This window comes from Bacillus sp. GW823-FHT06B01 (assembly GCF_058952315.1).
In genome coordinates this window covers 165,943-190,382 of record NZ_JBXAHR010000005.1, presented here as the reverse complement: position 1 = coordinate 190,382, position 24,440 = coordinate 165,943, and the positions used below count along the sequence as shown (strand labels likewise).

General features: G+C 34.8%; 24 protein-coding genes. 12 read left to right on the top strand and 12 right to left on the bottom strand.

The genetic code is table 11. The features are described 5' to 3' along the window. The first annotated feature begins 2 nt into the window (after positions 1–2). Positions 3–512, top strand: a complete 510-nt coding sequence (locus tag AC1Q8N_RS22510; RefSeq protein ID WP_048543882.1) for a DUF3916 domain-containing protein — start codon at positions 3–5, stop codon at positions 510–512. Positions 513–605: 93 nt separating this feature from the next. Then, positions 606–1,283, top strand: coding sequence for a YdcF family protein (locus AC1Q8N_RS22505; RefSeq protein ID WP_048543884.1), 678 nt, complete (start codon positions 606–608; stop codon positions 1,281–1,283). A gap of 48 nt (positions 1,284–1,331) precedes the next feature. Here the strand turns inward: AC1Q8N_RS22505 and AC1Q8N_RS22500 are convergent, their stop codons facing one another. Together AC1Q8N_RS22500 and AC1Q8N_RS22495 are read right to left on the bottom strand one after the other, a co-directional pair. Continuing rightward, on the bottom strand, positions 1,332–2,276 hold the full coding sequence (locus tag AC1Q8N_RS22500; RefSeq protein WP_048543887.1) for a glycerophosphodiester phosphodiesterase: 945 nt from the start codon (positions 2,274–2,276) through the stop codon (positions 1,332–1,334). A gap of 387 nt (positions 2,277–2,663) precedes the next feature. After that, positions 2,664–4,283 (bottom strand): FAD-dependent oxidoreductase, encoded by a 1,620-nt coding sequence (locus AC1Q8N_RS22495; protein ID WP_493521388.1) that lies wholly within the window; start codon positions 4,281–4,283, stop codon positions 2,664–2,666. 519 nt (positions 4,284–4,802) lie between these two features. On the opposite strand from AC1Q8N_RS22495, the gene AC1Q8N_RS22490 reads away from it, so the two are divergent. The 5 genes from AC1Q8N_RS22490 to AC1Q8N_RS22470 all read left to right on the top strand — a co-directional run bounded on the left by AC1Q8N_RS22490 (position 4,803) and on the right by AC1Q8N_RS22470 (position 9,266). Beyond that, the gene (locus AC1Q8N_RS22490; protein WP_048543892.1) at positions 4,803–5,147 is read left to right on the top strand and encodes an ArsR/SmtB family transcription factor; all 345 of its coding nucleotides are present in this window, start codon (positions 4,803–4,805) and stop codon (positions 5,145–5,147) included. An 18-nt stretch (positions 5,148–5,165) separates the two neighbouring features. Continuing rightward, complete coding sequence (locus AC1Q8N_RS22485) at positions 5,166–6,164, top strand: NADP-dependent oxidoreductase (RefSeq protein WP_000646410.1); 999 nt, start codon at positions 5,166–5,168, stop codon at positions 6,162–6,164. A gap of 176 nt (positions 6,165–6,340) precedes the next feature. Further along, positions 6,341–7,807, top strand: coding sequence for a protein adenylyltransferase SelO (locus tag AC1Q8N_RS22480; protein WP_098048286.1), 1,467 nt, complete (start codon positions 6,341–6,343; stop codon positions 7,805–7,807). 215 nt (positions 7,808–8,022) lie between these two features. Then, positions 8,023–9,135 carry a response regulator aspartate phosphatase gene (locus AC1Q8N_RS22475; RefSeq protein ID WP_048543894.1) on the top strand — a complete coding sequence of 371 codons (1,113 nt, stop codon included), beginning with the start codon at positions 8,023–8,025 and terminating at the stop codon, positions 9,133–9,135. Then, complete coding sequence (locus AC1Q8N_RS22470) at positions 9,132–9,266, top strand: Phr family secreted Rap phosphatase inhibitor (RefSeq protein ID WP_000735069.1); 135 nt, start codon at positions 9,132–9,134, stop codon at positions 9,264–9,266. The genes AC1Q8N_RS22475 and AC1Q8N_RS22470 overlap by 4 nt, the downstream gene beginning before the upstream one ends. Before the next feature lie 146 nt (positions 9,267–9,412). Here the strand turns inward: AC1Q8N_RS22470 and AC1Q8N_RS22465 are convergent, their stop codons facing one another. The 6 genes from AC1Q8N_RS22465 to AC1Q8N_RS22440 all read right to left on the bottom strand — a co-directional run bounded on the left by AC1Q8N_RS22465 (position 9,413) and on the right by AC1Q8N_RS22440 (position 14,004). Next, positions 9,413–10,021, bottom strand: a complete 609-nt coding sequence (locus AC1Q8N_RS22465) for an FMN-binding negative transcriptional regulator (RefSeq protein ID WP_493521387.1) — start codon at positions 10,019–10,021, stop codon at positions 9,413–9,415. Positions 10,022–10,158: 137 nt separating this feature from the next. Then, complete coding sequence (locus tag AC1Q8N_RS22460) at positions 10,159–10,686, bottom strand: GrpB family protein (protein WP_000813602.1); 528 nt, start codon at positions 10,684–10,686, stop codon at positions 10,159–10,161. Between the two features lie 23 nt (positions 10,687–10,709). Then, complete coding sequence (locus AC1Q8N_RS22455) at positions 10,710–11,057, bottom strand: DUF4260 domain-containing protein (protein WP_048543902.1); 348 nt, start codon at positions 11,055–11,057, stop codon at positions 10,710–10,712. A gap of 12 nt (positions 11,058–11,069) precedes the next feature. Then, positions 11,070–12,038 (bottom strand): bile acid:sodium symporter family protein, encoded by a 969-nt coding sequence (locus AC1Q8N_RS22450; protein WP_098077999.1) that lies wholly within the window; start codon positions 12,036–12,038, stop codon positions 11,070–11,072. Positions 12,039–12,042: 4 nt separating this feature from the next. Further along, complete coding sequence (locus AC1Q8N_RS22445; RefSeq protein ID WP_098077996.1) at positions 12,043–13,434, bottom strand: FAD-binding oxidoreductase; 1,392 nt, start codon at positions 13,432–13,434, stop codon at positions 12,043–12,045. A gap of 171 nt (positions 13,435–13,605) precedes the next feature. Next, positions 13,606–14,004 carry a DUF2871 family protein gene (locus AC1Q8N_RS22440; protein WP_087984040.1) on the bottom strand — a complete coding sequence of 133 codons (399 nt, stop codon included), beginning with the start codon at positions 14,002–14,004 and terminating at the stop codon, positions 13,606–13,608. Between the two features lie 255 nt (positions 14,005–14,259). On the opposite strand from AC1Q8N_RS22440, the gene AC1Q8N_RS22435 reads away from it, so the two are divergent. Beyond that, the gene (locus AC1Q8N_RS22435; protein ID WP_098077993.1) at positions 14,260–14,763 is read left to right on the top strand and encodes a GNAT family N-acetyltransferase; all 504 of its coding nucleotides are present in this window, start codon (positions 14,260–14,262) and stop codon (positions 14,761–14,763) included. A 30-nt stretch (positions 14,764–14,793) separates the two neighbouring features. Here AC1Q8N_RS22435 and colA read toward each other — a convergent pair whose 3' ends face one another. Both colA and AC1Q8N_RS22425 read right to left on the bottom strand, forming a co-directional pair. Beyond that, positions 14,794–17,709 carry a collagenase ColA gene (colA, locus tag AC1Q8N_RS22430; RefSeq protein WP_493521386.1) on the bottom strand — a complete coding sequence of 972 codons (2,916 nt, stop codon included), beginning with the start codon at positions 17,707–17,709 and terminating at the stop codon, positions 14,794–14,796. Between the two features lie 203 nt (positions 17,710–17,912). Beyond that, positions 17,913–18,590, bottom strand: a complete 678-nt coding sequence (locus tag AC1Q8N_RS22425) for an MgtC/SapB family protein (protein WP_098068282.1) — start codon at positions 18,588–18,590, stop codon at positions 17,913–17,915. 289 nt (positions 18,591–18,879) lie between these two features. Between AC1Q8N_RS22425 and AC1Q8N_RS22420 the strand changes: the two genes are divergently transcribed. After that, the gene (locus tag AC1Q8N_RS22420; RefSeq protein ID WP_048543912.1) at positions 18,880–19,398 is read left to right on the top strand and encodes a GNAT family N-acetyltransferase; all 519 of its coding nucleotides are present in this window, start codon (positions 18,880–18,882) and stop codon (positions 19,396–19,398) included. Then, entirely contained in the window at positions 19,395–20,312 is a 918-nt protein-coding gene (locus AC1Q8N_RS22415) for a hypothetical protein (RefSeq protein WP_048543914.1), read from the top strand. Before AC1Q8N_RS22420 ends, AC1Q8N_RS22415 begins: the two co-directional genes overlap by 4 nt. A 21-nt stretch (positions 20,313–20,333) precedes the next feature. On the opposite strand, the gene AC1Q8N_RS22410 is transcribed toward AC1Q8N_RS22415, so the two are convergent. Then, positions 20,334–21,242: a VOC family protein gene (locus AC1Q8N_RS22410; protein WP_048543916.1), complete on the bottom strand. Its 909-nt coding sequence runs from the start codon at positions 21,240–21,242 to the stop codon at positions 20,334–20,336. 188 nt (positions 21,243–21,430) lie between these two features. Then, a complete protein-coding gene (locus AC1Q8N_RS22405; protein WP_000488987.1) occupies positions 21,431–22,342 on the bottom strand; it encodes a VanW family protein in 912 nt (303 codons plus the stop codon). A gap of 361 nt (positions 22,343–22,703) precedes the next feature. Here AC1Q8N_RS22405 and AC1Q8N_RS22400 point away from each other — a divergent pair, with 361 nt between their 5' ends. Both AC1Q8N_RS22400 and AC1Q8N_RS22395 read left to right on the top strand, forming a co-directional pair. Beyond that, positions 22,704–23,045, top strand: coding sequence for a hypothetical protein (locus tag AC1Q8N_RS22400; RefSeq protein WP_001997954.1), 342 nt, complete (start codon positions 22,704–22,706; stop codon positions 23,043–23,045). 117 nt (positions 23,046–23,162) lie between these two features. After that, positions 23,163–24,254, top strand: coding sequence for a DUF3900 domain-containing protein (locus AC1Q8N_RS22395; protein WP_098077988.1), 1,092 nt, complete (start codon positions 23,163–23,165; stop codon positions 24,252–24,254). Positions 24,255–24,440: the final 186 nt, after the last annotated feature.

Sequence of the window (24,440 nt, the reverse complement as noted above, 5' to 3'; positions counted from 1 at the left end):
CAATGCGCGAAAAGAAAATACGTGGTATGAAACGAAAAACAAACACTATGATTAAACGCATTGAGGAACATACAAAAACGTTCCCTTCTGCTTTCTATAACGATGAATATTGGTATATGCTATTACCAGTTTCCCAATCTTTTATCAATTCATGTAAAATACCTAGAAAAGTAAAACGATTGTGTATACAAACCTTATTAAATCAAGCAAATCATTTAATAAAAATAAAACCGAGCGATATACATACATATCGAGTTGTTGTTTTAATTTCTATAGAAAATTTATGGAGATCGCAAATTATCGTATTTAAAAACGATGACTACTTTCAAAATTTTCCCAATAGAAATAATGAATTTCAAACATGGATTCCTCTTTCAAATGAAATTGATTTTTGGGAAACATGGGGAATTTCAATTTGCCCTACTGCCCAAATGTTGCACTTTCAAGAAGTCATTTATGATGAGAATACAATCGATGAAAAAGAGATTTGGTTTGTTGGAGAGTTATCTTAAAAGGGGAGCTTTCAAATGAAAAGCTTCCCTTTTTTCACTTGACAAAATCGCTATATAATGAATTTATCACTTCACTATATAGGAGGTTTTCAAATGGTAATCCCTAAATATCCTGATGTCCCTAATCTTACGAAAAAACAAATCGATCAAATTACAGAAATCACTTTTCTAAAAGAAATAACACCACAAAAATGTGATGCCATTTTCGTTTTCGGCGGTTCTCATCCTGGCAATTGGCAAACTCCACTAAAAGCTTATCGACAAGGTTTAGGAAATAAAATTATCGTTACAGGTGGTACTAGTTTGCATGGCATGAAACATCCAAGCTGGAATTACGGGAATTTGTCAGAAGCAGAAGTAATTGTACATAAATTAATTGAACATGGCGTACCCAGAGACGCTATCCTATTCGAGACAAATTCCCTCCATTCTATCGCTAATGCAATGGAAGCGAAAAAGATTTTTGATTTCACAAAAATTAATCGGCTACTATTTGTTTGCAAAAGTTTAGGAGCCGGTCGGCAATATAGAGTATTGAAAAAACATCTTCCTAACACTGTTACTTGTATTCCATATACATTTGATACAAGTTTCGATGGCGAGTTTATCATTAATAGATATAATTGGATGGAAAATGAGAAAAGCCGCTCTATGATTTTTGGAGAATACTTGAGAAATATTTGCTACGGTAGAAAAGGTGGCATTGAGCCGCCTGAAAAAGAAGTTCAAGGCTTAGAAGAATATGTATCCTACTACTATAATCTAGCATAATAGAAAAAGGTATACCAAAACGTCGGTATACCTTTTATCCTATCTCACTTATTTTTCTTTTAGTACACTATGTAATCGATCAGGATAATTTGTAAACATTCCTGTAGCACCCCATTTAATTAACAATCGCATATCTAGTTTCTCATTAATTGTATAAGGGTGAATTAACAGACCATTATTTCTAGCCATTTTCATATATGACTCATCAATAATTAGTTCTCCGTTATCATTGCGTAAGTTCGGTCCAATACCAACTGCATACTTTTTAATTTCTTGAAAATCTTCATTTGTTACACTTTTCGGTTCATGTGTAATGCCAGACCATTCAACAATCTCATTGTTTTCATTTGGATAATACCAAAGCAGTTGAACTAACGGAATATTTTTATTCATACTATGAATCTTTGTTAAACTATCTTTACTAAATGATTGAATCATAACACGGCTAGAAGACATGTTTTGACCTACTAAATTATATTTTTTTAATAAAGCCAATAATTTCTCTTCCATTCCTGGATACACATCTGGTGACTTTGTTTCAATGTAATACTTCATGCTTCTTCCGTACTTTTGGAAAATTTCTTCTAGTGTCGGAACCTTTTGACCAACGTACTCTTGCTTAGCCTTTTCTGGATAAGCTTTATTGAACCACGATCCTGCATCTAAGCTTTTTATTTCACTTAATGTTTTATCTCGTACTTCCCCTGTTCCATTTGTAGTACGATCAACTGCTGTATCATGCATTGCAATTAATTGGCCATCCTTAGTTAATTGAATATCTAACTCCAAATAATCCGCTTTCATTTTTTTCACTAAATCATAAGAAGCAAAAGTATGCTCAGGTGCATGTCCACTTGCTCCGCGATGTGCAATATTTAAAAACTTATTCGTATTCCATTCATGCTTCCCTTCTGCTTTCGCATGAACAGCTCCCCCAGCAAAGATACTTCCCATCATAAAGAAAATAACGAACGCGCTAATAATTTTTCTCATCCTTCTAACCCTTCCTACGCTGCAAATTTCAACAAGTTAATGAGATTTACACGAAATAGAAGATATACTTTCATTATTTTTATAAGCTTATATTAAAATTTCAGTCTTACGAATATACTTTCTCTATGTTATTAATATAGAAAACTATTTATTTTCTATAGCCCTCCTTTCCACATGTAACTTCTCTATTGTGTACGGCTCATCCAATAAAAAAAGCCATAAATTATTTAGAGGACACTTCTGTATCCCTAAATAAATTTATGGCTTATCTCAAATATCTCTGGCCTCGATTAACTTGTCGAAATTAATCATACCAAACCTATTAAAATTTGTGAATATTATTTTTTCAGTAAAGTGAGACATATAAGAAAGTATTTCTGTATTTACTTAAAAATCACATAATACATTTCTCATTACCTCTTCCAGCATTACATCTGGATTTACCACTGCTTTTGCCGAATGCCATCCTATAAAGCCATCTGGTCTAATTAATACAGCTCCTCCATTCTCTATCCCATATAATTTTCTGAAAATATCTTCTTGAGCAACAAAATCTCCACTTAAACCAATGCGATACACTTTTATAGTTACTCCTAATGTAGCTGAAACAGTATGTGCTGATTCAGCCCAAGAATCATTTTCTGCTCCAGTAAGCAAAGCAAAATCGTTACCTAATAAATCAAGGACAGAGACTTCTTTCTCCTCATACATTCCAAAAAAATGTGGTGCTCGCGTTCCAGGTCTTCCGTTCAACTCTACGATATCCATTCTATGTGGAGTAGCTGAGTCATCTATTATTGCATCTGAACTATAATGATACCCAACAGTTACAGCTAATCCATCCATATTATTCAAACTGCCTTCCTCTCTACTTGCAGCACGGAACAATAAACTACTCGCATACTCTGTCGTTAATTTTGCAACAGGATATCTCTCTTTATGATATGTTTCTAACAATTTTGGATTTGCTTTCCCTTTTATAACAGCTGCTAATTTCCAAGCTAAGTTATGCGCATCTTGTATTCCTGTATTTGAACCGAATCCTCCAGTTGGGGGCATAATATGTGCTGAATCACCAACTAAAAAAATGCGATTATCTTGAAATTTTGTAGCCGTACTTTCACTCGCCTCCCACGGTAAAACACTTACTATTTTTGACTCGACCTTTGTGTTGCCAATTGCTGTTTGAATAATTTGTTTACAACGTTCTATAGTGAAATCCTCTGGTCGCTCTCCTTTTAATGGATCGTAGGATACATGGTAAATCCATTTTCTTTCGTTATCAACTGGAATAAGCGCACCAAGAACTTCCGGATGAAGTACCATAGAAAAACCAAATGCATCTCCTTGTATAAACTCACTTAAATCCGCTTCAAAATAAATATTCATATAATAGCCACCGATTGTACCTCGTCCCTCAGTACTTACCCCTAGTTGCTCACGTATTTTGCTTTTTGCCCCATCTGCTGCAATTACATAGTCACAATGAATAATACTTTCTTCTTCCGTTTCACGATTCCGAATCGTTGCTATTACTCCGTGCTCATTTTGTTCATAAGAAACTAATTCATGATAAAAAGATACTTCTCCGCCTAATGTTCTCGTTTCTTGTAACATCATCTCTTCTAAAGTAATTTGATAACAAGCTGTTTGTTTTGATGGACTAATCTCTTCTATTTTTCGAAGTAACTTTTCATCGTTTCCATACTGATTCGCCCTCATTTGTGCCAATTCTTCCTTATTCACCTCAGCTATTGTATGAACTGCTATTCTTCCTCGGCAATTTTCTAACGCTTTACCCGCCAATCTAATTCTTTGTTCTAAACCCAATTCTCGAAATAACTCCATCGTACGAAAAGTGATTCCACCTGCTTTCGGGTGAATTGCAGTAGACTGATGCCTTTCAAGCAGTAAATAATTAATGTTATGTTTTGCAAGGAATAGCGCAGATGCTAATCCTGATAATCCTCCCCCAACAATTAAAACTGGTACATCATTCGATTTCATATATTTACCCTCCACATCATTGTTCTGAGCTCAGTGACATAAATATAATCAAAAAAACAACAAAGATATAGACTTATATTTCATTTTAAATTATCATATAGATAGATTACGCCCCAAATTACTTTTACTTTTTCATATATCTATAATCTGCTTGCATTATGCATGTATGAAAGAGTAAAACGAAACAACTCACTTTAGTAAACACCAAAATAATAAAAACACTATAAGCGGTCGTAACCCTATAAGTAGTTATACAGGGTTACGACCGCTTATTTTTTATAAAACCCTTATCCTTTATCTTCTGTAAACAGTATATTATGAAATCATTTTCTATTTTTAAAAATTTTACCATTCTAGTATGTAACCCTTTTCTATCCCCTACCATTATCAACACATAAAATTTCATTCGTCTCGATTTTCTTTCCCAATATTGCAGCTCATACTAGAATCATGTAGCATTACCGTATCGATGTAATGGTTCATCATCTTAAACCTTTCGACTAATTACCAGGAGGTAAAGTGATTGAAATGAATAAACAAGAACAATTAAATGTTATAAAAAAAGATTTTATTGATTCTCAAAAAGTATTATTGGCAATTGGCGATGAAACACGTCAAGCTATTTTGTTAGTTCTCATGAAAACGGAATGTCAAACCGGATTACGTGTAGGAGAAATTACGAAACAAACACACCTTTCTCGACCAGCAGTATCGCATCACCTTAGGATTTTACGAGAAGCCGGTATTATTTTAATGCGAAAAGAAGGTACAAAAAACTTTTATTATATTGATATACGTACAAAATTAAGTTTATTAAAAAATCTTGTATTAAATATTGAAAAGCTATTACACAACTTTTATTGAAATTTGGAGGTATAAGAAATGAAAGCAATGATAATTGATAAATACGGGAAAGTTCCAATGCGTATGGCAGAAGTACCTACTCCTGAAATAAATGAACATGAAGTGCTCGCAGAAATTCATGCAGCTAGTATTAACCCAATTGACTTTAAAATACGTGATGGAAAAGTAAAGATGTTACTTAAATATGAAATGCCCCTAATCCTTGGTAATGATTTTTCCGGTGTCATCGTAAAGGTTGGATCAAAAGTGACTCGTTTTAAAGTTGGTGATGAAATATATGCACGTCCAAGAAAAAATAAAATCGGTACTTTCGCGGAATATATAGCCATTCATGAAGATGATATAGCTTTAAAACCAAAGAATTTAAGTTTTGAGGAAGCAGCGTCGATTCCACTCGTTGGTTTAACATCATATCAAGCACTACATGACATTATGCACTTACAAAAAGGACAAAAAATATTAATTCACGCTGGATCTGGTGGTGTTGGTACTTTCGCAATTCAGTTAGCAAAAATAATGGGTGCCACTGTTACAACGACTGCTAGTGAAGCTGGTGCGAATTTAGTAAAGTCTCTTGGCGCAGATGAAATTATTAATTACAAAACAGAGAATTTTGAAGAAATACTAAAAGATTATGATGCAGTATTTGATACAATCGGCGGGACAACACTTGAAAAATCATTCAATATTATAAAAAGTGGCGGCAACATCGTTTCCGTTTCAGGAATGCCGAATGCTCGTTTCGGTAAAGAATTTGGTTCCGGATTTTTTAAAACACTCTTATTTTCATTAGCAAGTAGAAAACTTACTGCACTTGAAAAAAAGCATAATGTGCAATATTCATTTTTATTTATGAAACCAAGCGGAGATCAATTACGTACTATCGCAAACTATATTGAAGCTGGAAGAATCAAACCGGTAATCGATCGAGTTTTCCCTTTTGAAGATACTCAAAAAGCAATGGAATATTCAGAGGGTGGAAGAGCAAAAGGAAAAATAATCGTAAAAATTAAGTAGTAATAAAAACTCCATTTTTTTAAATGGAGTTTTTATATTTGCTGTTGAATAGACATAGCACACTGAAGTCCTTACAATAGATTTTAAGGGGAAATATCATATTATACTTTTAACTAATTTTACAAAGAATACATACGTACAAATACATAATAAAAAATAAACAAGGAGGAGATAAAATGACTAAAAATAATGAAGCTGGTTGGAATTTAGATAATAGTTATACAACTTTACCACAATCATTTTATACAGAAATCCCCCCTACTCCAGTAAGTTCACCGGAGCTAGTTAAACTAAATCATTCGCTAGCAATATCTCTTGGCTTTAATCCTGAAGAACTGAAGAAAGAAGTCGAAATTGCTATTTTCGCTGGTAATGCACTCCCAGAAGGAGCTCATCCATTAGCACAAGCGTATGCAGGTCATCAATTCGGGCATTTTAATATGTTAGGCGACGGTCGTGCTCTTTTAATTGGCGAACAAATTACTCCTTCAGATAAACGTTTTGACATTCAACTGAAAGGTTCTGGACCTACTCCGTATTCACGCCGTGGTGATGGTCGTGCTGCACTCGGTCCGATGCTACGTGAGTATATTATTAGTGAAGCAATGTATGCACTTGATATTCCAACTACTCGCAGTTTAGCAGTTGTCACAACAGGCGAGCCAACATATCGGGAAACAAAGTTACCTGGAGCAATTTTAACTAGAGTCGCTAGCAGTCATATACGTGTCGGCACATTTCAATATGCTGCTGCTCGTGGTTCTATCGAGGATCTACAATCACTAGCTGACTATACGATAAAAAGACATTATCCAGAAATTGAAGCTCATGAAAACCGATATACTGCATTACTACGAGAAGTCATAAAGAAACAAGCAAGCCTCATCGCTAAATGGCAACTTGTTGGATTTATCCATGGCGTAATGAACACTGACAATATAACGATTAGTGGAGAAACGATTGATTACGGCCCTTGTGCATTTATGGACAATTACGACCAAGGAACTGTATTTAGCTCTATTGATACACAAGGTCGCTACGCATATGGAAATCAACCATATATGGCCGCATGGGACCTGGCGCGACTAGCAGAATCTTTAATACCAATTCTGCATGAAGATGAAGAAGAAGCATTAAAAATTGCTCAAGACGAAATTTCAAAATTTAGCGTACAATATGAAAAACAGTGGTTCATTGGAATGAAAAAGAAATTAGGACTATTTAGCGACGAAGAACAAGATCATTCACTTATTGAGCAACTTTTAAAAATGATGGAGAAATATAAGGCAGATTATACAAATACATTCCGTTCATTAACTCTTGATACGTTAGAAAATACGCCTCTATTCGAAAGTCCAGAATTTAAAGAATGGTACAAACTGTGGCAATCTCGATTAGAAAAACAAGAAGAATCGAAAGAAAATGCCTACGAAATGATGAAAAATAATAACCCATCCATCATCCCAAGGAATCACCGCGTAGAAGAAGCTTTAGAAGCAGCTGTTACAAACGGCGACTATAGCGTAATGGAAAAACTTCTTGAAGCTCTATCAAATCCTTATGCTTATGCTACAGAGCAAGAAGAATACTGCATTCCACCTGCACCGACGAATCGTCCTTATCGTACTTTTTGTGGGACTTGATTGTTTAATCTCTTTTAATGTGCTTTCAATTATTGAAGGCACATTTTTTACATAGGCATAAATTGTACTCCAATCAAACCACACATATATCACTATTCCAATCATATTAATTGATTATCTTCGTGAAAAATGTTGAGAAATATAAGTTTTGCTTTTTAGTATTATTATTTTTGTTATCGTTATTTATAAGAATATTCTAAAAAGGAGGAATCTTCATGTTTACATCCACTAAAAGTGAACAAATCACACAACTATTAAATGAATGGTACATAGAAATCCGTTTAAGACGCATTGATAGCGCAAACCGTTTTAAAGAACAAATAGATAATAAAATCAACATTTTAAAAAACGACTATCCAAAAGGTATACCTGATCAAAACTTATTGCTCTATTATTCTTTACTAAATTTCCGATATAATTATTTAATTGATAACTTAGGCGTCTCTAAAGACAGTTTTAATAAAATTGAGTCGTTTGAAATTCCAACAAATAATTTCTTATCATATTACTATCATTTCTTTAAAGCTATTCACTCAGATGCAATTGGAAACTATATACTAGCGAGAAAACATTATGATAAAGCTGAAGCTTTGCTTCAATACATTCCAGATGAAATTGAAAAAGCAGAGTTCTACTATAAACTAGGATATTCCTACTATGATAATCAGCAAGCACTTCAAGCCATCAAAGAAGTAACAAAAGCTAAAGATATGTTTTCTAATCATCTAGGATATGAAGTGAATGTAGCTTTTTGTGATAACATTTTAGGTTTAGCATGTATAAACTTAAAAGAATGGGAACTTGCTGAAGAACACTTTACAGCTGCAATGAATCAATTCCAAAAAACAGGAGAAGAAAAATTCATTTTAATGGTTCGACATAACTTAGGATGGATGTATTCAAATCAAAATCTTAATGCATTAGCTATTCGTTATCTCTCTGAAGTTATCGAGAAATCCCCAAATCATTATAAAGCTATCTTTGCTAGCGCTTTAGAATACTACAAATTAAAGGAACTTAGCGTCGCAGACGAGCTAATAAAAAGGGGATTAAGTATTAGTAACGAACTAAAACAAGAGGAGTTCCAACATCGCTTTATGATTTTACAAGAACTAAATAACAGTTCACCTGCTAAAACATTTGAAAAAATAGCATTAGCAGGAATTAAATATTTCGAACGCGAAGAATTATATGAAGATGTTCAGGAACAATATGAAACATTGGCAATTAAATTCTATGATGAAAACGAACATTCTGAAGCAAGTAAATATTTTTATATGGCATTACAAGCAAAGAAAAAAGCAAATGCTAAAGGAGGATTAAAATGAAAAAATTACTCTTAAGTTTTATGGGGATCGTTACAATTCTAGCATTTAGTACTGGTATAACAAGTCCAACAAAGTTGGATCATTCTAATACTAAGATACAAAGCCTTTCTGTAGGTGATGGAGGCGGTTGATCTATACATTTTTTCACGCGAAAAAAATGAAGTCATGCATTATCGTATGACTTCATTTTTATTCGTTGAAACTTTTGCTTCTTTTTCTTAGCTCTCTTATTTCATTTACATGACCAAAATCAATAATATATAACTTGTTTTTTCTATCACAACGAATTCCACGTCATCATTCTAGCAATCCCCCTACTCCCCTCACTACCAACTTCCTCAAGTTTCTCTACAACTAATTTTCTTCTTTCTACAGAATGATTTTGACTTAACTTCGCTTTCCCTTCTATTTTATTTATCTTTACTTTAAACCCAACTATTCCCTTACTTAATCCTCCCATATAATTCGGATCTACATCATCAAGTGAATAGGTACTCTTTGGATTTTCATATGTATGTACTAAATCTTGAAGAGAATTTAATAATTCCTGTTCATCTTCAACAATTTCTAATTCACCGTATACATGTACTGCAACGTAATTCCATGTTGGCACTGCATTGTTTGTTTCATACCACGACGGCGATATGTAGCTATGTGGTCCTTGGAATATAGCTAATACTTCTTGATTCCCACTATCTTTCCACTGTTCATTCGGACGCGCGAAGTGGCCATGTAAAGTTAGAGTCTCCCTATTTAATAACAACGGCAAATGCGTTGCATATGGTTCCCCGTTATGTTGAGAAAATAATGTCGCAAAGCTATTTTGTTCTATTATTTCGTACTTCATCTCTTCATCTTGTATTGCGAAATGTTTTGGTATGTACATAAACTCCCTCTTTTCCGCTCTTTTCTATTTTATTTCCTATTATATTTAGTAATTGCATCAATCAACAGGGCCAGTTTGTATTTGTTTTACAATGGCAGCTTTCTAAAAAGAATAGACAGCATGTATTCCATGCCGCCTTAGTTTATTTTCCCTAATATATTTGTAATAAATGCCGTCTTACCTTCACTATAGCTCGCTCTATTTTTCGATTCTCTTGCTAATTCTTTCTTTAATCGTCCATATTCAACAGCAACATCTTCATGTTCACGAAGGTAATCTCGAAACGCTATATGTCTTCTTAACTCTTCGCTATTTTTGTCACACACATACAAATGATGTTCCATCCAAACTGTACTTTCCCCGTTCCATGGAACGAAAGCATCCTTTCTACCAAACGCCTCTCTCCCTTTGAAGCTCCAGTCACCTTGATGATAATACCCTATCGTTTCAAGGCTTTTTACTACTTCAGGAAAAATTTCGTACTCTTCTATTACTATAGCAATATCTAATATTGGTTTTGATACAAGTCCTTTAACAGCTGTACTTCCCACATGTTCAACGGATAAAACAAGTTCTTCCATTGCATCGTTAATAATAGTTTGTAATTTATTGAATTCACTTTCCCATTTGATGTTATATTCTTCGATTGTAATTCTCTGTTTCAATGTATCTCTCTCCCCAAAACAATTTATAACCTTTGAATATGAGTATTCTTAAAATCCGTCTCATATTTCAATCCATATCCAAACATTCGATCCATCCCAATATGTGCTGTCCATATTAACCCAATCATTATAACGGTATCTATCTTAAAATAGACACCTATGATAGCTATGAATATAGATATAATATATGTGTGACATATATTATAAATTTTAGCACCAACATGATTATTTATACTATACGCTAACATTGATAGATCCGGTGCTAAAAGGAATATCAAAAATATAATCCAACTAAATTCATATATCGAATACGTATAAATGGTAGTTAATAAAACAACTAGTCCTTCAAAATGTACAATACGTTTTTGCATTAATTATCATTCCTATTTTTCTATATTTACCGATACATTTTCATCACTAAAAGTATTCTTTGCATTTTTTGACCAGATGGTTGCTAATATCGGCCCTGCAATATTATGCCATACTGCTGCTAATACACTTGGAAGTGCAGCTGCTGCTCCAAAATGTGCTGTTGCCAGCGCAACTCCTAAGCCTGAATTTTGCATTCCTACTTCTATTGAAATAGCTCTTCTTGTCCCTTCGTCTAGTCCAAGTACGAACGCTGTTATATATCCTAGTAAAAAGCCAAATGCATTATGGAGCATCACTGCAATAAAGATAAGCAGGCCTGAAGAAGTAATGCTACTTACATTCGCTGAAACAACTGCAGAAACAATAATAATAATTGCTACAACTGATATGAAAGGGATAACAGTCATTCCTTTCGTAACAGTATTAGGGAAAAATTTCTTCACTACTAATCCTAAAATAATTGGTAGGATAATGACTTGTACGATAGAAAGAAACATAGACATAGCATTCACTGGCATCCATTGTCCCGCAAGTAATAATAAAATAAGAGGTGTAGCAATTGGTGCTAATAACGTTGATAATGACGTCATTGCAATAGACAACGCTAAGTTCCCTTTCGCTAAATAAACCATAACATTTGACGCAGTGCCACCCGGTACTGAACCGAGCAACACTAATCCAGCTGCTAATTCAGCTGGCAGATTCATAACGTAGGCTAGTACGTATGCGACAAGTGGCATAATAATAAACTGAGCACATACACCGATAATAACTGGCAATGGTTTTGTAGCAATGATTTTAAAATCAACAGCTTTTAATGTTAACCCCATACCAAACATAACAACTCCAAGTAAAATTGTTATGTAACTAGTTAACCCAAGAAATGGCCCAGGAATGAAATATGCAATAGCTGCAATACAAATAACCCAAAATGCAAAATACTTTCCAGCTATATTACTTATCGCTTCTAGTACTTTCACCCCATCATCCCCTATCCTTCAGCTGAAAAACTTTATTCGGATTCAAAATATTTTGCGGATCAAGAGCTTTCTTTATTTTTTCCATTACGAGTAATGCCGCCCCATGTTCTTCTTCTTGATACTTCCGTTTTCCGATTCCAACGCCATGTTCTCCCGTACACGTTCCACCTCGTTTAAGAGCATATAAAACGATACTTTCGTTTATTTCGTCCGCCTTTTCCACTTCTTCTTTATCGTTCGGATCAATCATTAAGAGCACGTGGAAATTCCCGTCTCCTACATGACCAAGAATACCACCGACAAGGCCTACTTTATCTAACGTCTCTTTCGCATGTTGGATTGCACCAGCTAATTCTGAAATTGGTACACATACGTCTGTACTCATAAGCTTTTTACCAGGATAGCTATGAACGTAAGAGTATGCTAGATTATGCCGCGCATCCCATAATTTATTTCTCGCCGCAGTTTCCATTTCAAAAGCAACTTCTTTACATTTATGATCAAAAACAATTTCCTTCGTGAATTCAATATCTTGCTTTAGTCCTGCTTCATTACCGTGAAACTCTAAAAACAGTGTAGGTTCTTCTCTGTAACTTGTTTCATTATAATGATTTACTTGTTTCATAGATAATTCATCTACAAGTTCAATTCTCGCAATTGGAATACCCGCTTGTAGTATATTAATCACAGCTTCTATTGCATCATTTATAGTTGGAAACGATGCTCTTGCAGCCATAACATGTTCTGGTATGCCGTATACTTTTAATGTTAACTCTGTAAAGCATCCAAGCGTCCCTTCTGAACCTACGAAAACACCATTTAAATGGTAACCTGATGATGACTTCGCTGCTAAATTTCCAGTATGTATTACTTCCCCATCAGCAAGAACGACTTCTAAATCACGAACTTGATCACGCATTACCCCATACTTAACTGCTGTCGTTCCGCTCGCATTTGTGGCAGCCATTCCACCTAACGTTGCATCTGCACCTGGGTCTACACTAAAAAACAATCCATACTTTTTCAATTCTTTATTCAGCTGAGAGCGAGTCACTCCTGGCTGTACTCTTACAAGGAAATCTTTCTCTCTTATTTCGAGTATTTTATTCATAAGCGAAAAGTCCACTGTAATTCCTTTTTCATATGGAATAACATGTCCCTCTAAACTAGAACCTACCCCAAAAGGAACGACAGGTTTTCCATGCTCACTCGCTACTTTCATTATCCTACTAACCTCTTCAGTCGTTTTCGGAAAAACAACTACATCAGGTAAACTACTAGTATGATAAGATTCGTCTTTACTATGTAACTCTCTTACTGTCGTATTTACAACTACTCGATCTTCGGGAAGTACACCCTTTAATTCATTTACTAAACGCTCTACCGTTATTTCCATCTTACACTCTCCTACTTTCTATAAATTTGAATTACAAAATATGTTAACTATTTTATACATAATAATCCGAAAAATTAAATAATTCAAGTTTTATACATATGCAATTCGTTTCAGACTGTCGAATAAACAAAAAGAACTTGCAATACCTATCGCAAGTTCTTTTCTATAAAACTACATTTTAAATGACTTCTTTATTAACAACATAAACCAAATTAAAGTAACTGCCATCAGCGAATGGGAAAACCCTACAATATAAGTTAACCCATTAAAGTCCGCTCCATTTAACTGAAGAAGCCCTCTTGCGGCCAATGAACCTAACATTAAAATTAATGCGATATTATGTACAACAAACCACTTATTAAAACTTTTCGCTTCATGAAACGCGAATACTTTTGCTAATCCTAAAGCAATTAAAAAGAAGAAAAAGCCAAGTACAAGTGTATGTGTATGCAATAAATTTAACAAAGTAGAGCCTAAAATCCCCTTATACTTTCCATACTCCCTGGCGAAAATTCCTGATAATAAACCGATAATCAAATACGTAAATGATGCATTATATAATTTCTTCATTATGTACCTCCTTGAGTAGAATGTGTAGTGTGTCATATTTAGTAATAATGATAGTTATATAGTAAAAACTCCTAGTCACCTAGGAGTCATTGTATAAGCATCTCACTCTTTACAATCAATTTTAATTATAGGATATCCCTTTATACAAAACAAACGAACTTTATGTGAACAAGCAGAGCATAATGAAAATATGTTGCACTTTTGTATTTCGCAACCCATACTAATTGTTATAACTATTAAAGGTGGTGCAATGGATTGATAGTTCTTGAAACTGAACGACTCGTTCTTCGCTGGTTTGATATAAAAGATGCTCCATTTATTCTTGAATTAGTAAACGATCCTGCATGGATTCAGTTTATTGGTGATAAAAGGATTAAAGACTTAGAAGATGCAAAAAAATACATCTTAAACGGCCCTGTTGATATGTATAACAAAATGGGATTTGGCCTTTACTTAGTTGAACGAAAAAAAGATCTCACTCCACTTGGTATGTGCGGACTTATTAAAAGAGATTCATTAGAAGATGTCGATATCGGCTTTGCCTTTTTAGAGAAATTCCGTTCAAATGGGTATGGCTTTGAATCAGCTTCTGCTGTAATCGAATACGGAGTACAAAAACTAGGACTAAAACGAATTGTAGCAATTACTACTATTGATAACATCAATTCAGGAAAGCTTCTAGAAAAAGTAGGATTTCAGTTCGAAAAGATAATTTCAGACTCAGGAGAAGATTTAAAATTATTCGGGTATAATGCGTAAAAAAGGTCGCCACTCACGGCGACCTTTTTACTATTTCACTTCTACCGTATAATTCCCTGATCCCCCGCCATACTGATACACATGTAAATAATATTTCCCTGGATATGTGTAGTAACTTCCTACTAACTTATTCCCTTCTTGCTGGGCATACGTAACATAATTATTTAAATCTGCTTCTGAATAAAGAACCCAGTTTACTCCGATATTATTTTCCTTCGTTACATTAATTTGTAGGTTTTTCGCAGTTTCCACATTTATTTCAAAGTAATCACTCGTATCACCATTTCCTAAACTAGCACGTAAAACTTGATTTAATTGCAGTTTATTTGCTGTTTGGAATGAATTATTTGGCTCTTTTTCTACACTGTTATCTTCCTTCTTTTGAAGCGTTACATTCGTTGTAACAGTATTCGTTAATCCTTTGTCGTCTGTTACTGTCAATTTTGCAGTGTACGTTCCTTCTTTAGTATACACGTGAGTTGGATTTTGTTCATTACTTACAGTACCATCACCAAACTCCCATTTATAAGCAACAATTTTCCCATCTTCATCTTTTGATCCATCGCTTTTAAACGAAATTGCTTCATTTACATTTCCGTTATATGGACCATTTATAACCGCAACTGGTGCTTTATTCACAGCACCTTCTTCTGTATTCATACCATGGAATACAACATCATATTCAAATTGTCCTGATGCATTCACACGATAATTTACAAAGTAAGCTGTTACTGTTTTATAGCCTGTCCATTCTTTTGCACTTAAACGCTTTAACGTATCATTTACGTGTTGTGTAATTGTTTTCCAGTCTTCATATTCCCCTTTTGCAGTAGTACCCGTATACGTTCCTTGCAGTGTAAATGTATTAAAGAACTGTGATTTATTTTTCTTAACTGATACATTACTTAATTTTGCTTCTGCTGTAATTTCTGTCGCAATATCTGAAACTGGTTTTGGTGCGTGAGTTGCTAAATAATCATCTGATACTAATGGAACATTATATTTCTCTCGGTTATCGACTAACATTTGCATATAGTCTTGATACTCTTTATTTAAATTCGCATCTTTACTTAATGCAGAGCGGTATGCATCATATGCTGTTACATCATTTTTTCTAATAAGATCATGAACTTTGTCAAACATATCATATCTCTTATTATACATATACGATTGTAAAGCGAATGAATAATTATAGAAATCCCACGTTCCATACTTTGCATTTAACGTTCGCTCTGCCGTATAACGTTCTGCTGGATTTGAAGATATTCCCCCTATAATGCTCTTTCTCGGTACAACATTATCCGTTCTCGTTGCCCCCGCAAAAAACTCCGCATTCCCTTCCTCAAACCAAGATAATCTCTCATTCTCATACATCTTACCTTGTCCCCAAAGCCCTGGTACTTCATATCTACCTTGTAAGTAATGAGTAAACTCATGTCGGAACAATTCTTCTAAACTATAAATACTTTCTTCTGGCGTACGTTCATAAGTAAAGAACGTACCTGTTCCTTCTATATAAAGGCCACCGTTATTCGTTTCATATCCGTACAATTGACGATTAAATTGATATTCAGCTGGACTATTATAAATAACCATCGTTAATACATCATCAGGATTTCCTTTTTCTAAAGGTTGATCACTTTCAACTGTACGATGGAATTGTGCCTTCACTTCTTTTGCCGCCCAATATAGACGTTTTACTTTTTCTTCTGCCACTTTATCTCCAGCCTTTAAAACAATTGCCCCATCATCAAACGTATACGTTTTCGGCAAATACTTTTTCTTCCCATCTTCTCGTATTTGATCTAAATTCACAACATTTCCATTTGCATCTTTCCCGCCATAGTTCGTCGCAATTTGCTCAGCGGCTACGAAATATTGTTCTCCTAAATACGGATACATTTTCATTGCGTCCGTTACAACTTGCAATCCTTTCGTTCCTGTACTATGGAACGTACCAAGTCTACCTGTATAATAAATACCATTATTAATTAACCAACCATTCTTCTCTGTCACCGTTCCAATTAAGGCAAAACGACTTAATTCATTAATGTAGCTATCAATTTTTTGGTACCATACTGTGTCTTTCGGTGTTTTTCTCGTATCGTACAAATACGATTGAATGTCGTAATCAACACCTTGCATAATATCGTAAATTGCATTTCCAGCTGAAAGATTGTCTACCAATGTAGAAAAACTATCGTTATATTGTTTAAAAATCTTTGCAGCTGATGTTATCGTTTCCACATCACTCGAAGCATTTCCTATTAATTTTCCATATGATGATACTACTCTATTTTGTTCTAACGTACCGAGTTTGAAATTCGGGTTATTCGCAATCATTTTTAATGCAGGTAAGCATTTATCATGATAGCTCCGCTCATTTAGTTTACTTAATTCTGTATGATAAAATCCTAAATAAAACCCTGAACGTAATACTTCTACTAAAGTCTCAATCCCTTTAGAATCATCTTTCGTATAAGCTTGTCCTTGCTGCTTCAATTTATCAATAATTGCCTGCATCCTACTATCATTTTGATAGAATGCAAGGCTATCCTTATTAAATTGAAATAGACCTGTAATTTGCTCCCAATCAATTGTTACGAGTAGATCTACTAATTGCTGATTGTTTAATTGATTTAATTCAGCAATTGTATAAGTTTTCGCTGCAGCTAATTGCTTACTTTCTTTTTTTACTTCAGGTGGCCTTTGCGACAAATCAGCAAATTGTAGCCTTTTCTCAAAAGACTTATTTTCAAGCACTTTTGATGAATGAGCTAATTCTTGCATTGGCAGTTGTACACCAACTGGCTCCATTTTGAGCACATTCCGATAAGAAACTTGCTCTCCCTTTTTACTTTCTGCCAATGTGCTCCCTTGAAAACTCCCTAACATTAAACTAGCAAAACTTACCCCTACTAACACTTTTTTTGAATAGCCTTTCATGCTCTCCCCTACCTTACATTTTTTAGTGTCCCGCACCATTATTTTACTATTCTTACTTTTTATTCTGTATTGAGAAAAAAATAAGGGAACGTTCACATATGTATCCATACCGCGCAAAATTAACACTTGACTTTATGTGAATTTTATATCAAAAAAGATAGATAATAGCGAAATTCCTGCTATATCTATCCTCGTTTTGAACGCTATGATTTTAACTTTATAAACGTAACTTCCGGTAATGTTTGCATACGCTGAATAAATTCATTCTTTTCTTCTGACGATATATTTTTCAGCTGCATCCCTACCTTATAAACTATTTCTGTACCTCGCTGTAGAGCTTCCACTTCATATGACAGTATTGGAATACCTTTCACTTGTAGAGTTTCTATTATTTGTTGTACCGCCTCATGTTTATTTATACACATTTGCACTGTTATATTTTTCGGAAATAAAAATTGCACCTTAAAAATACGACTCACAATCTCTAAACCAATTAAAACTAGAATCGTCGCTCCAATGCCTACTACATACATGCCAGCGCCAATTGCTAATCCAATTCCTGCTGTAGCCCATAAACCAGCCGCTGTCGTTAACCCTTTCACCGCCTGCTTTTGAATAATAATTGTACCTGCACCTAAAAACCCTACTCCACTTACAACTTGTGCTGCAATACGGCTCGGATCAAGAGCCATATGTTCCTCATTCATAATATCTGAAAAAGCATATTTCGAAACGACCATTATTAATGCACTTCCTACCGCTACTAGGAAATGTGTTTTTAATCCCGCTTCTTTTGATCGAATTTCCCTTTCAATACCGATTATTGCTCCTAACAAACCCGCAACACCGATTCGTATAATCAAATCAAAATTTACACTCACGAGCCTTCCCCCTTTCATTCATTATAGATAGATAAAACAAAAATTATCACACACATCCTTTTATCGATATGAAGGAATTTTGCTAAAATACACTTAATACCCCGCCCGTTTTATGTTAATATTTTAAATATTAACATAAAATAAATAACTTCTAATTTTAAAACTCCACTAATTTTCTAAAAAAACAAAGGTGGATTCCATGAAATGAGGTTGAGAAATTTCGGAAAACGCTTACATTTTAAGCCGTATTTTTTTATACATACTAAATAAATAAAGGAGCTTACTAACAATGAACGTCTCTTTACTTACACCTACTATCGATTTACAAGAAGAATACTTAGATTTTTATAACGAATGGAAAGATAGCGGTGAAACAATGATTCCATGGGTTATCTCAAAAGATCCCTCTAATTTCACGGCAATGATTCAAGAACTTCACGATGCTCATAACGGAATAAACCTCCCTGAATCTTGGGTACCAGATTCTACGTATTGGCTCGTTACAGATCATAATAGAATTGTAGGCGCTGTTAATATACGTCATAGTTTAACCGAACATTTATTTAACGCTGGCGGTCATATCGGTTATGGCATTCGCCCTTCTGAAAGAAGAAAAGGTTATGCCACGAAGTTATTAAAATTATCTCTAGAAAAAACGAAGGAATTAAACATCGAGAAAGTACTTGTCGTTTGTGACGAAGTGAATACAGCTTCTGAAAAAACAATTTTACATAATGGTGGGCTTCGTGATGATGATTTCACTGAGGAAGATGGGAATGTAGTAAGAAGGTTTTGGATTGAGCTATGAAGAAGTCCACCAATAAACATACTCTTGTTATAGAGAAGTATAGTAGAAGTAATGAGCTACAAGTAAAACAACTTATTGATTTATATAATGAAGACTCTTATCTATTTCACTTATTACGAGAGAATAAAACAAAATGTGCGTATATTGCCTACTATAAAAAAGATGTAGTAGGCGTCTTTTTCACGTGGAACAGTAACTTCCATCCATACTGCACATACTTTCGAATGTATACAAATCCGTTCTATTCAGAGCTACACATTGAACAATTTTTATTAAACGAGATTTCAAAAAGAGAAAACTTCAAACTACCATTACAAACCTCTATATGGGAAACATCAGCTCATTTAAAAGCGTTTTTTGAGGAACATAATTTTACGGAAATCCGAAGAACATATATGCCAATATTAGACGTACGAAAAATCATAACTATCGATACAATGCTTCATTCAAATTATGCTGTACAAAGTTTATCAAACATTTTATCCAATAATAGCTTCTTTGAAAAACTAGCCTACGTAGTAAAAACGAATTATGAAGAGACTCACTTAGCAAACCCAGTTGCCTCATTCCCGCTCGAAGCTTGGAAAGAACAGATCTTAGCTGATGATGTGTTACTAGATGGGAGCTTTGTAATAATAGATGAAGAGACTGAAATTATTGCGTACTCTTTCCTCCATACATCAGAAAAGGATAATACGGTAGAACTAGGATGGTGCGGGACTCACAATACAGAAAATGCATCCTTACTGAAACTTCTCGTTTTCAAACAAGCTATGTATGCAAATACACACGGTTATTCTTTCATTCAAGGTGAATTCGATTCAACGAGTATATATGCAATGGAGATATTAAAATCCTTTCCTTTCAATCCTTGTGCTACCTGGATTACGTATCAAAAAGAAATCGGAAGGTAATTATACACCTTCCGACTTCTTTTATGCTGTTTCTATTTCAAACTGTACTGTAATACCACTCGGGTCTACTACAGTAAATCCATTTAAAATCTCATTTATTCCATGTTGTTTTTCTATTAATCTTTCTTTCACTTCATCTAACGCTTCTTTATGCGGCAGTACTATCGTATACACTTTTAATCCAGTTGCATATGCCGGTGGGTGCGGATTATTTACTCCGTTCCACGTATTTGCACCGATATGGTGATGATATCCTCCTGCAGAAATAAATAAGCAGTCATCTTCACGCTGTTGTACTTCAAATCCTACTGTCTCTACATAAAACTCGTGTGACTTCTCTACATCTGCTATTCGTAAATGTACGTGCCCAACGACAGTATTAGCAGGTAATCCATCAACCTCATAATCAACGAGCGTTGCCAGTTCTTTTAAATCTAGCGGCGTACTTCCTCCTGGTCCTTCTCCCCATTGATCACGCGGGCGGTCTGCATAAATTTCTATACCATTTCCCTCTAAGTCCTGTAAATAAAACGCTTCGCTATACGTATGATCACTTGCACTATTAAACCTTGAAATTGGTAAAATTTCATTTGAATATGTATAACGTCCCTCTTGCTCAGCCGGACTATCAATTACATTCTTATTACGAATCACACCAAATAATGCCGACGCAAAAGCCTCACGAGTCGGAACTAAAAAGGCTATATGATATATACCAGTCGTACGCGGCTCTTGCAGTACCCCGTCCTCTAACTTTTCAAGAACAAGTAACGTGTTCTTTCCACCTTTTCCAGATAAATACGCTTTATTCCCCTCTTGCTTAATTACTTCTAAACCTACAACATTCTCGTAAAAAGCAATTTGACGTTCTAAATCTAACACCTTAAATTCAACATGACCAATACGTGTTTTTGGATGAATTTGTACCATGAGTAACTTCATCTCCTTATCCAAATATTTTCCCATTACATATAACCGTTACTATGAAGGATACAACTAAAATCATCCTATGTAAATAAGAAAAGTCAGAATTTACACTTTTTTATATTCATAATAAAAAAGTCACCTCTTCTAACTTTCAGAAAAGGTGACTTTACAAAAACAGTCTGTTCTAATTCTTATCGCATTTTATGTACTTCAGCAACTAACTTTCCGCCCTGAATGCCCATATAAAGTTTCACAGGTGCATCATTCGTGTTTTCAAACACTAAATCTAAGTATGGATATGCAATTGTAGCATCTCTTCCTTGTGGAACGTAACCTACCGTTTTAGAATGTGTCGTTCTCTCTACCATTTTCAAACCAGCTTGATCTGCTGCATTGTATAATGTTGATGATGTTTGACAAACACCACCGCCATATCCATCTACTAACTTACCATCTACAATTTCTTTTCCTAATTGATATCCTTTATCTGGCGTTGTATCACCAATTAATGCATTGAAAGAGAAACTGTCCCCTTTCGCTAATACAACTCCATTTATGCTCGCTGCTGACAAACGAATATTTTCAATACGTCCACCTGTTGAGCCACCTAAATTCGTTTCATATCTACCAATTACCGTGCCACTTCCTTGCGCATCACTTAATGTAGCGGTAGGTTTTTTCTCAACAATAGGTAATTGATATGAAGAATCCCACATACCTACGTTTAATAATTTATTTACTAATTCTTTTTCCATTAATTCATAAGAAGGTTTTCCTTCTTGCCAACTTCCATCAGGTCCTAGACGTGAAGGGACCATCTTTTTGTCAACATTTTTCCCAACTTCCCTAGCAACCTTCTCAACTGATTTTTTAAATTTCGCTTCATCTTCAAAATAACCTAGACTCGACAAATCTAGCTTTTTCACTTCCGTACCTGTACGACCATCTACTAAACTAATAGAATCCTGTACTTCTGCTTTAGCCTCTACCGTGTGGCCACCAATATCACTTACTAATGCAACATCACTTACTTTTGTACCACAGCCACTCACTACAGCTACACATAACACCCCAACTAATATACCCTTTACTTTACGGAACAATATACTCTCCCCTTTTCCCCAATACTACTTTTATGTATTATTTCATTTTTATGTATGTTTTGTTACAATCATTTTACAATATATTTATAAATTGTTACAAGTTATTTTTTACTCTATATAAATTACTCTTTTCTTTTCCAAATGTCTATACATATTTACATAAAAGTTTGAGTTTGATAGAATTGTAACTTTTATGTAACCTCTCCCTATTATCCAGTATATACCATAAAACGAACGAAATTCAAATGTAAAACTCCATATTCGTATTTATAAAAAACATCCTGTGAACATAAATAGGTATTTGCCGTGCCACACTCCGCTTTTACACATACATTATGGTGAATTAACCTATTTTAAAGAAATGGAGGATGTTTTTATGTACCCCTACAATCCATACGATCCATATAACCAAACTGGTTATCAACCTCAATATGATTTACAAGCACAATACCAACAATATATAGATCCAGTAGAACAAGTTAATCCATATGATCAAACTCGACAATTCCAACTTCCAATCTCTTTTCCTGGTGCTGGAAACCGTCAATTAGAAAGACGAGTAAATGAGCTTGAACAAAGAGTACGTCAATTAGAAAACACGGTTGAGCGTCATACACGTAGATTAAACCGCTTAAACCAACGTTTACGTACAGTAGAAAACAGACTGAACATTCCATTTTCAGCATTAGAAGACGGATTTTAATTTCGAAAATAAAAAATATATGAAGGAAGGGGGCTTCCCCTTCCTTATATAAATTGACGAAAGTTTTTTCCATCTCTATACTGATAAGAGTTAATGAAATGAAACAAGGTGATAAATATGGATTTTGAAATAAATTATCTTTCCTTTTATGTTGTACAAGTAGAAGGAAAAGGTGAAGCTGTTGATAAACGCTACAAACATTTTCAAACGTTAGACGCTGAAGAGTATGAAGATAGCTCCTTAAAAGAATTTTTGAATGGTGAATTATTAAAAATTTCAAAGCGAAAAGTAGAACGTCATGCGAAAACAGAACAAGCTCCGACAAAGATCGGTCGCTTCATTGTAGAAGAAGGGCACGAACTTGATTCAAACCCTCATTACAACCTCTTTAATCGCATTCGCTTTGCGGAAACAAAAGAAAACTTCAAAGATATGAGTGAACCTCTCGTTTATACATATCTGGACACAAGCGCTGTACGCGGTGGTGTATTTTTAATTGCGCAAGCAAAACTACGCAAATACTTTGATGATCCATTCGTTTTCGTTATGAAATGTGACTTCGAACCGAAAGTCGCTTCTATTTCAGATGAATCCACACTGATTCGTAACGTTGAAATGGCCATCACAACAAAAAATATGAAATCTATCCAATATCCGTACATGCCTGAAGAAGGTATCGTTGAAGTGGGCGAACTAAAAATTCACCAAGCATCACACGCCCGCTACTTTGAAGACTTCTTAAAATTCGTCGAGTACGAACGCTCTATGCCTGAAATTATGAAAACGCAAGTAATGGACATGGTATACGACCAAATCGAAGATGTATTTGAAGAAGGTACGGAAGAACGCGAACAATTCGACCAAGCAATGGAAGTATGGGCTGCCAGTCCGAAACGCGAAATTATGGAACAATTTTCAACCGAAGAAGTAATGGAAGCTACCGCTCAAATCGTCGAGCATGCTCCTGAAGTGGAATTAAAGCTAAAAGCAGACCATATCTCCGTAAAGGCCCTGCTTGCTGATTTCGGGGATCAAATACATATCGCAAAGGTAAATGACCGGTACGTATTAATGATTGAGGCTGATACACTTACGTTTGAGAAAGGCTTCTCTCCAATTGAGTTTCTGAAGCCAGATGAATTGCAAGATGTGATTGAGCGGATTGAGAATAAGCAACAGTATTCTTATGATCCGAACGGGATTGGATAAAGTGAAACTTTAATCAGTGGGGGTTTTGTTCATCCCCACTGATTATTAGTTGAACCAATCGGGCTTTTACGGGCAGTTGATCCCCCACCTAACTTCGTTGCTTCAGCTGAATTTTAAGGGGGGTCTTACTGCCCGTTAATGCGGGATAAATGCTTCCATATATCTATTTTTACTGAGCGCTGTTAA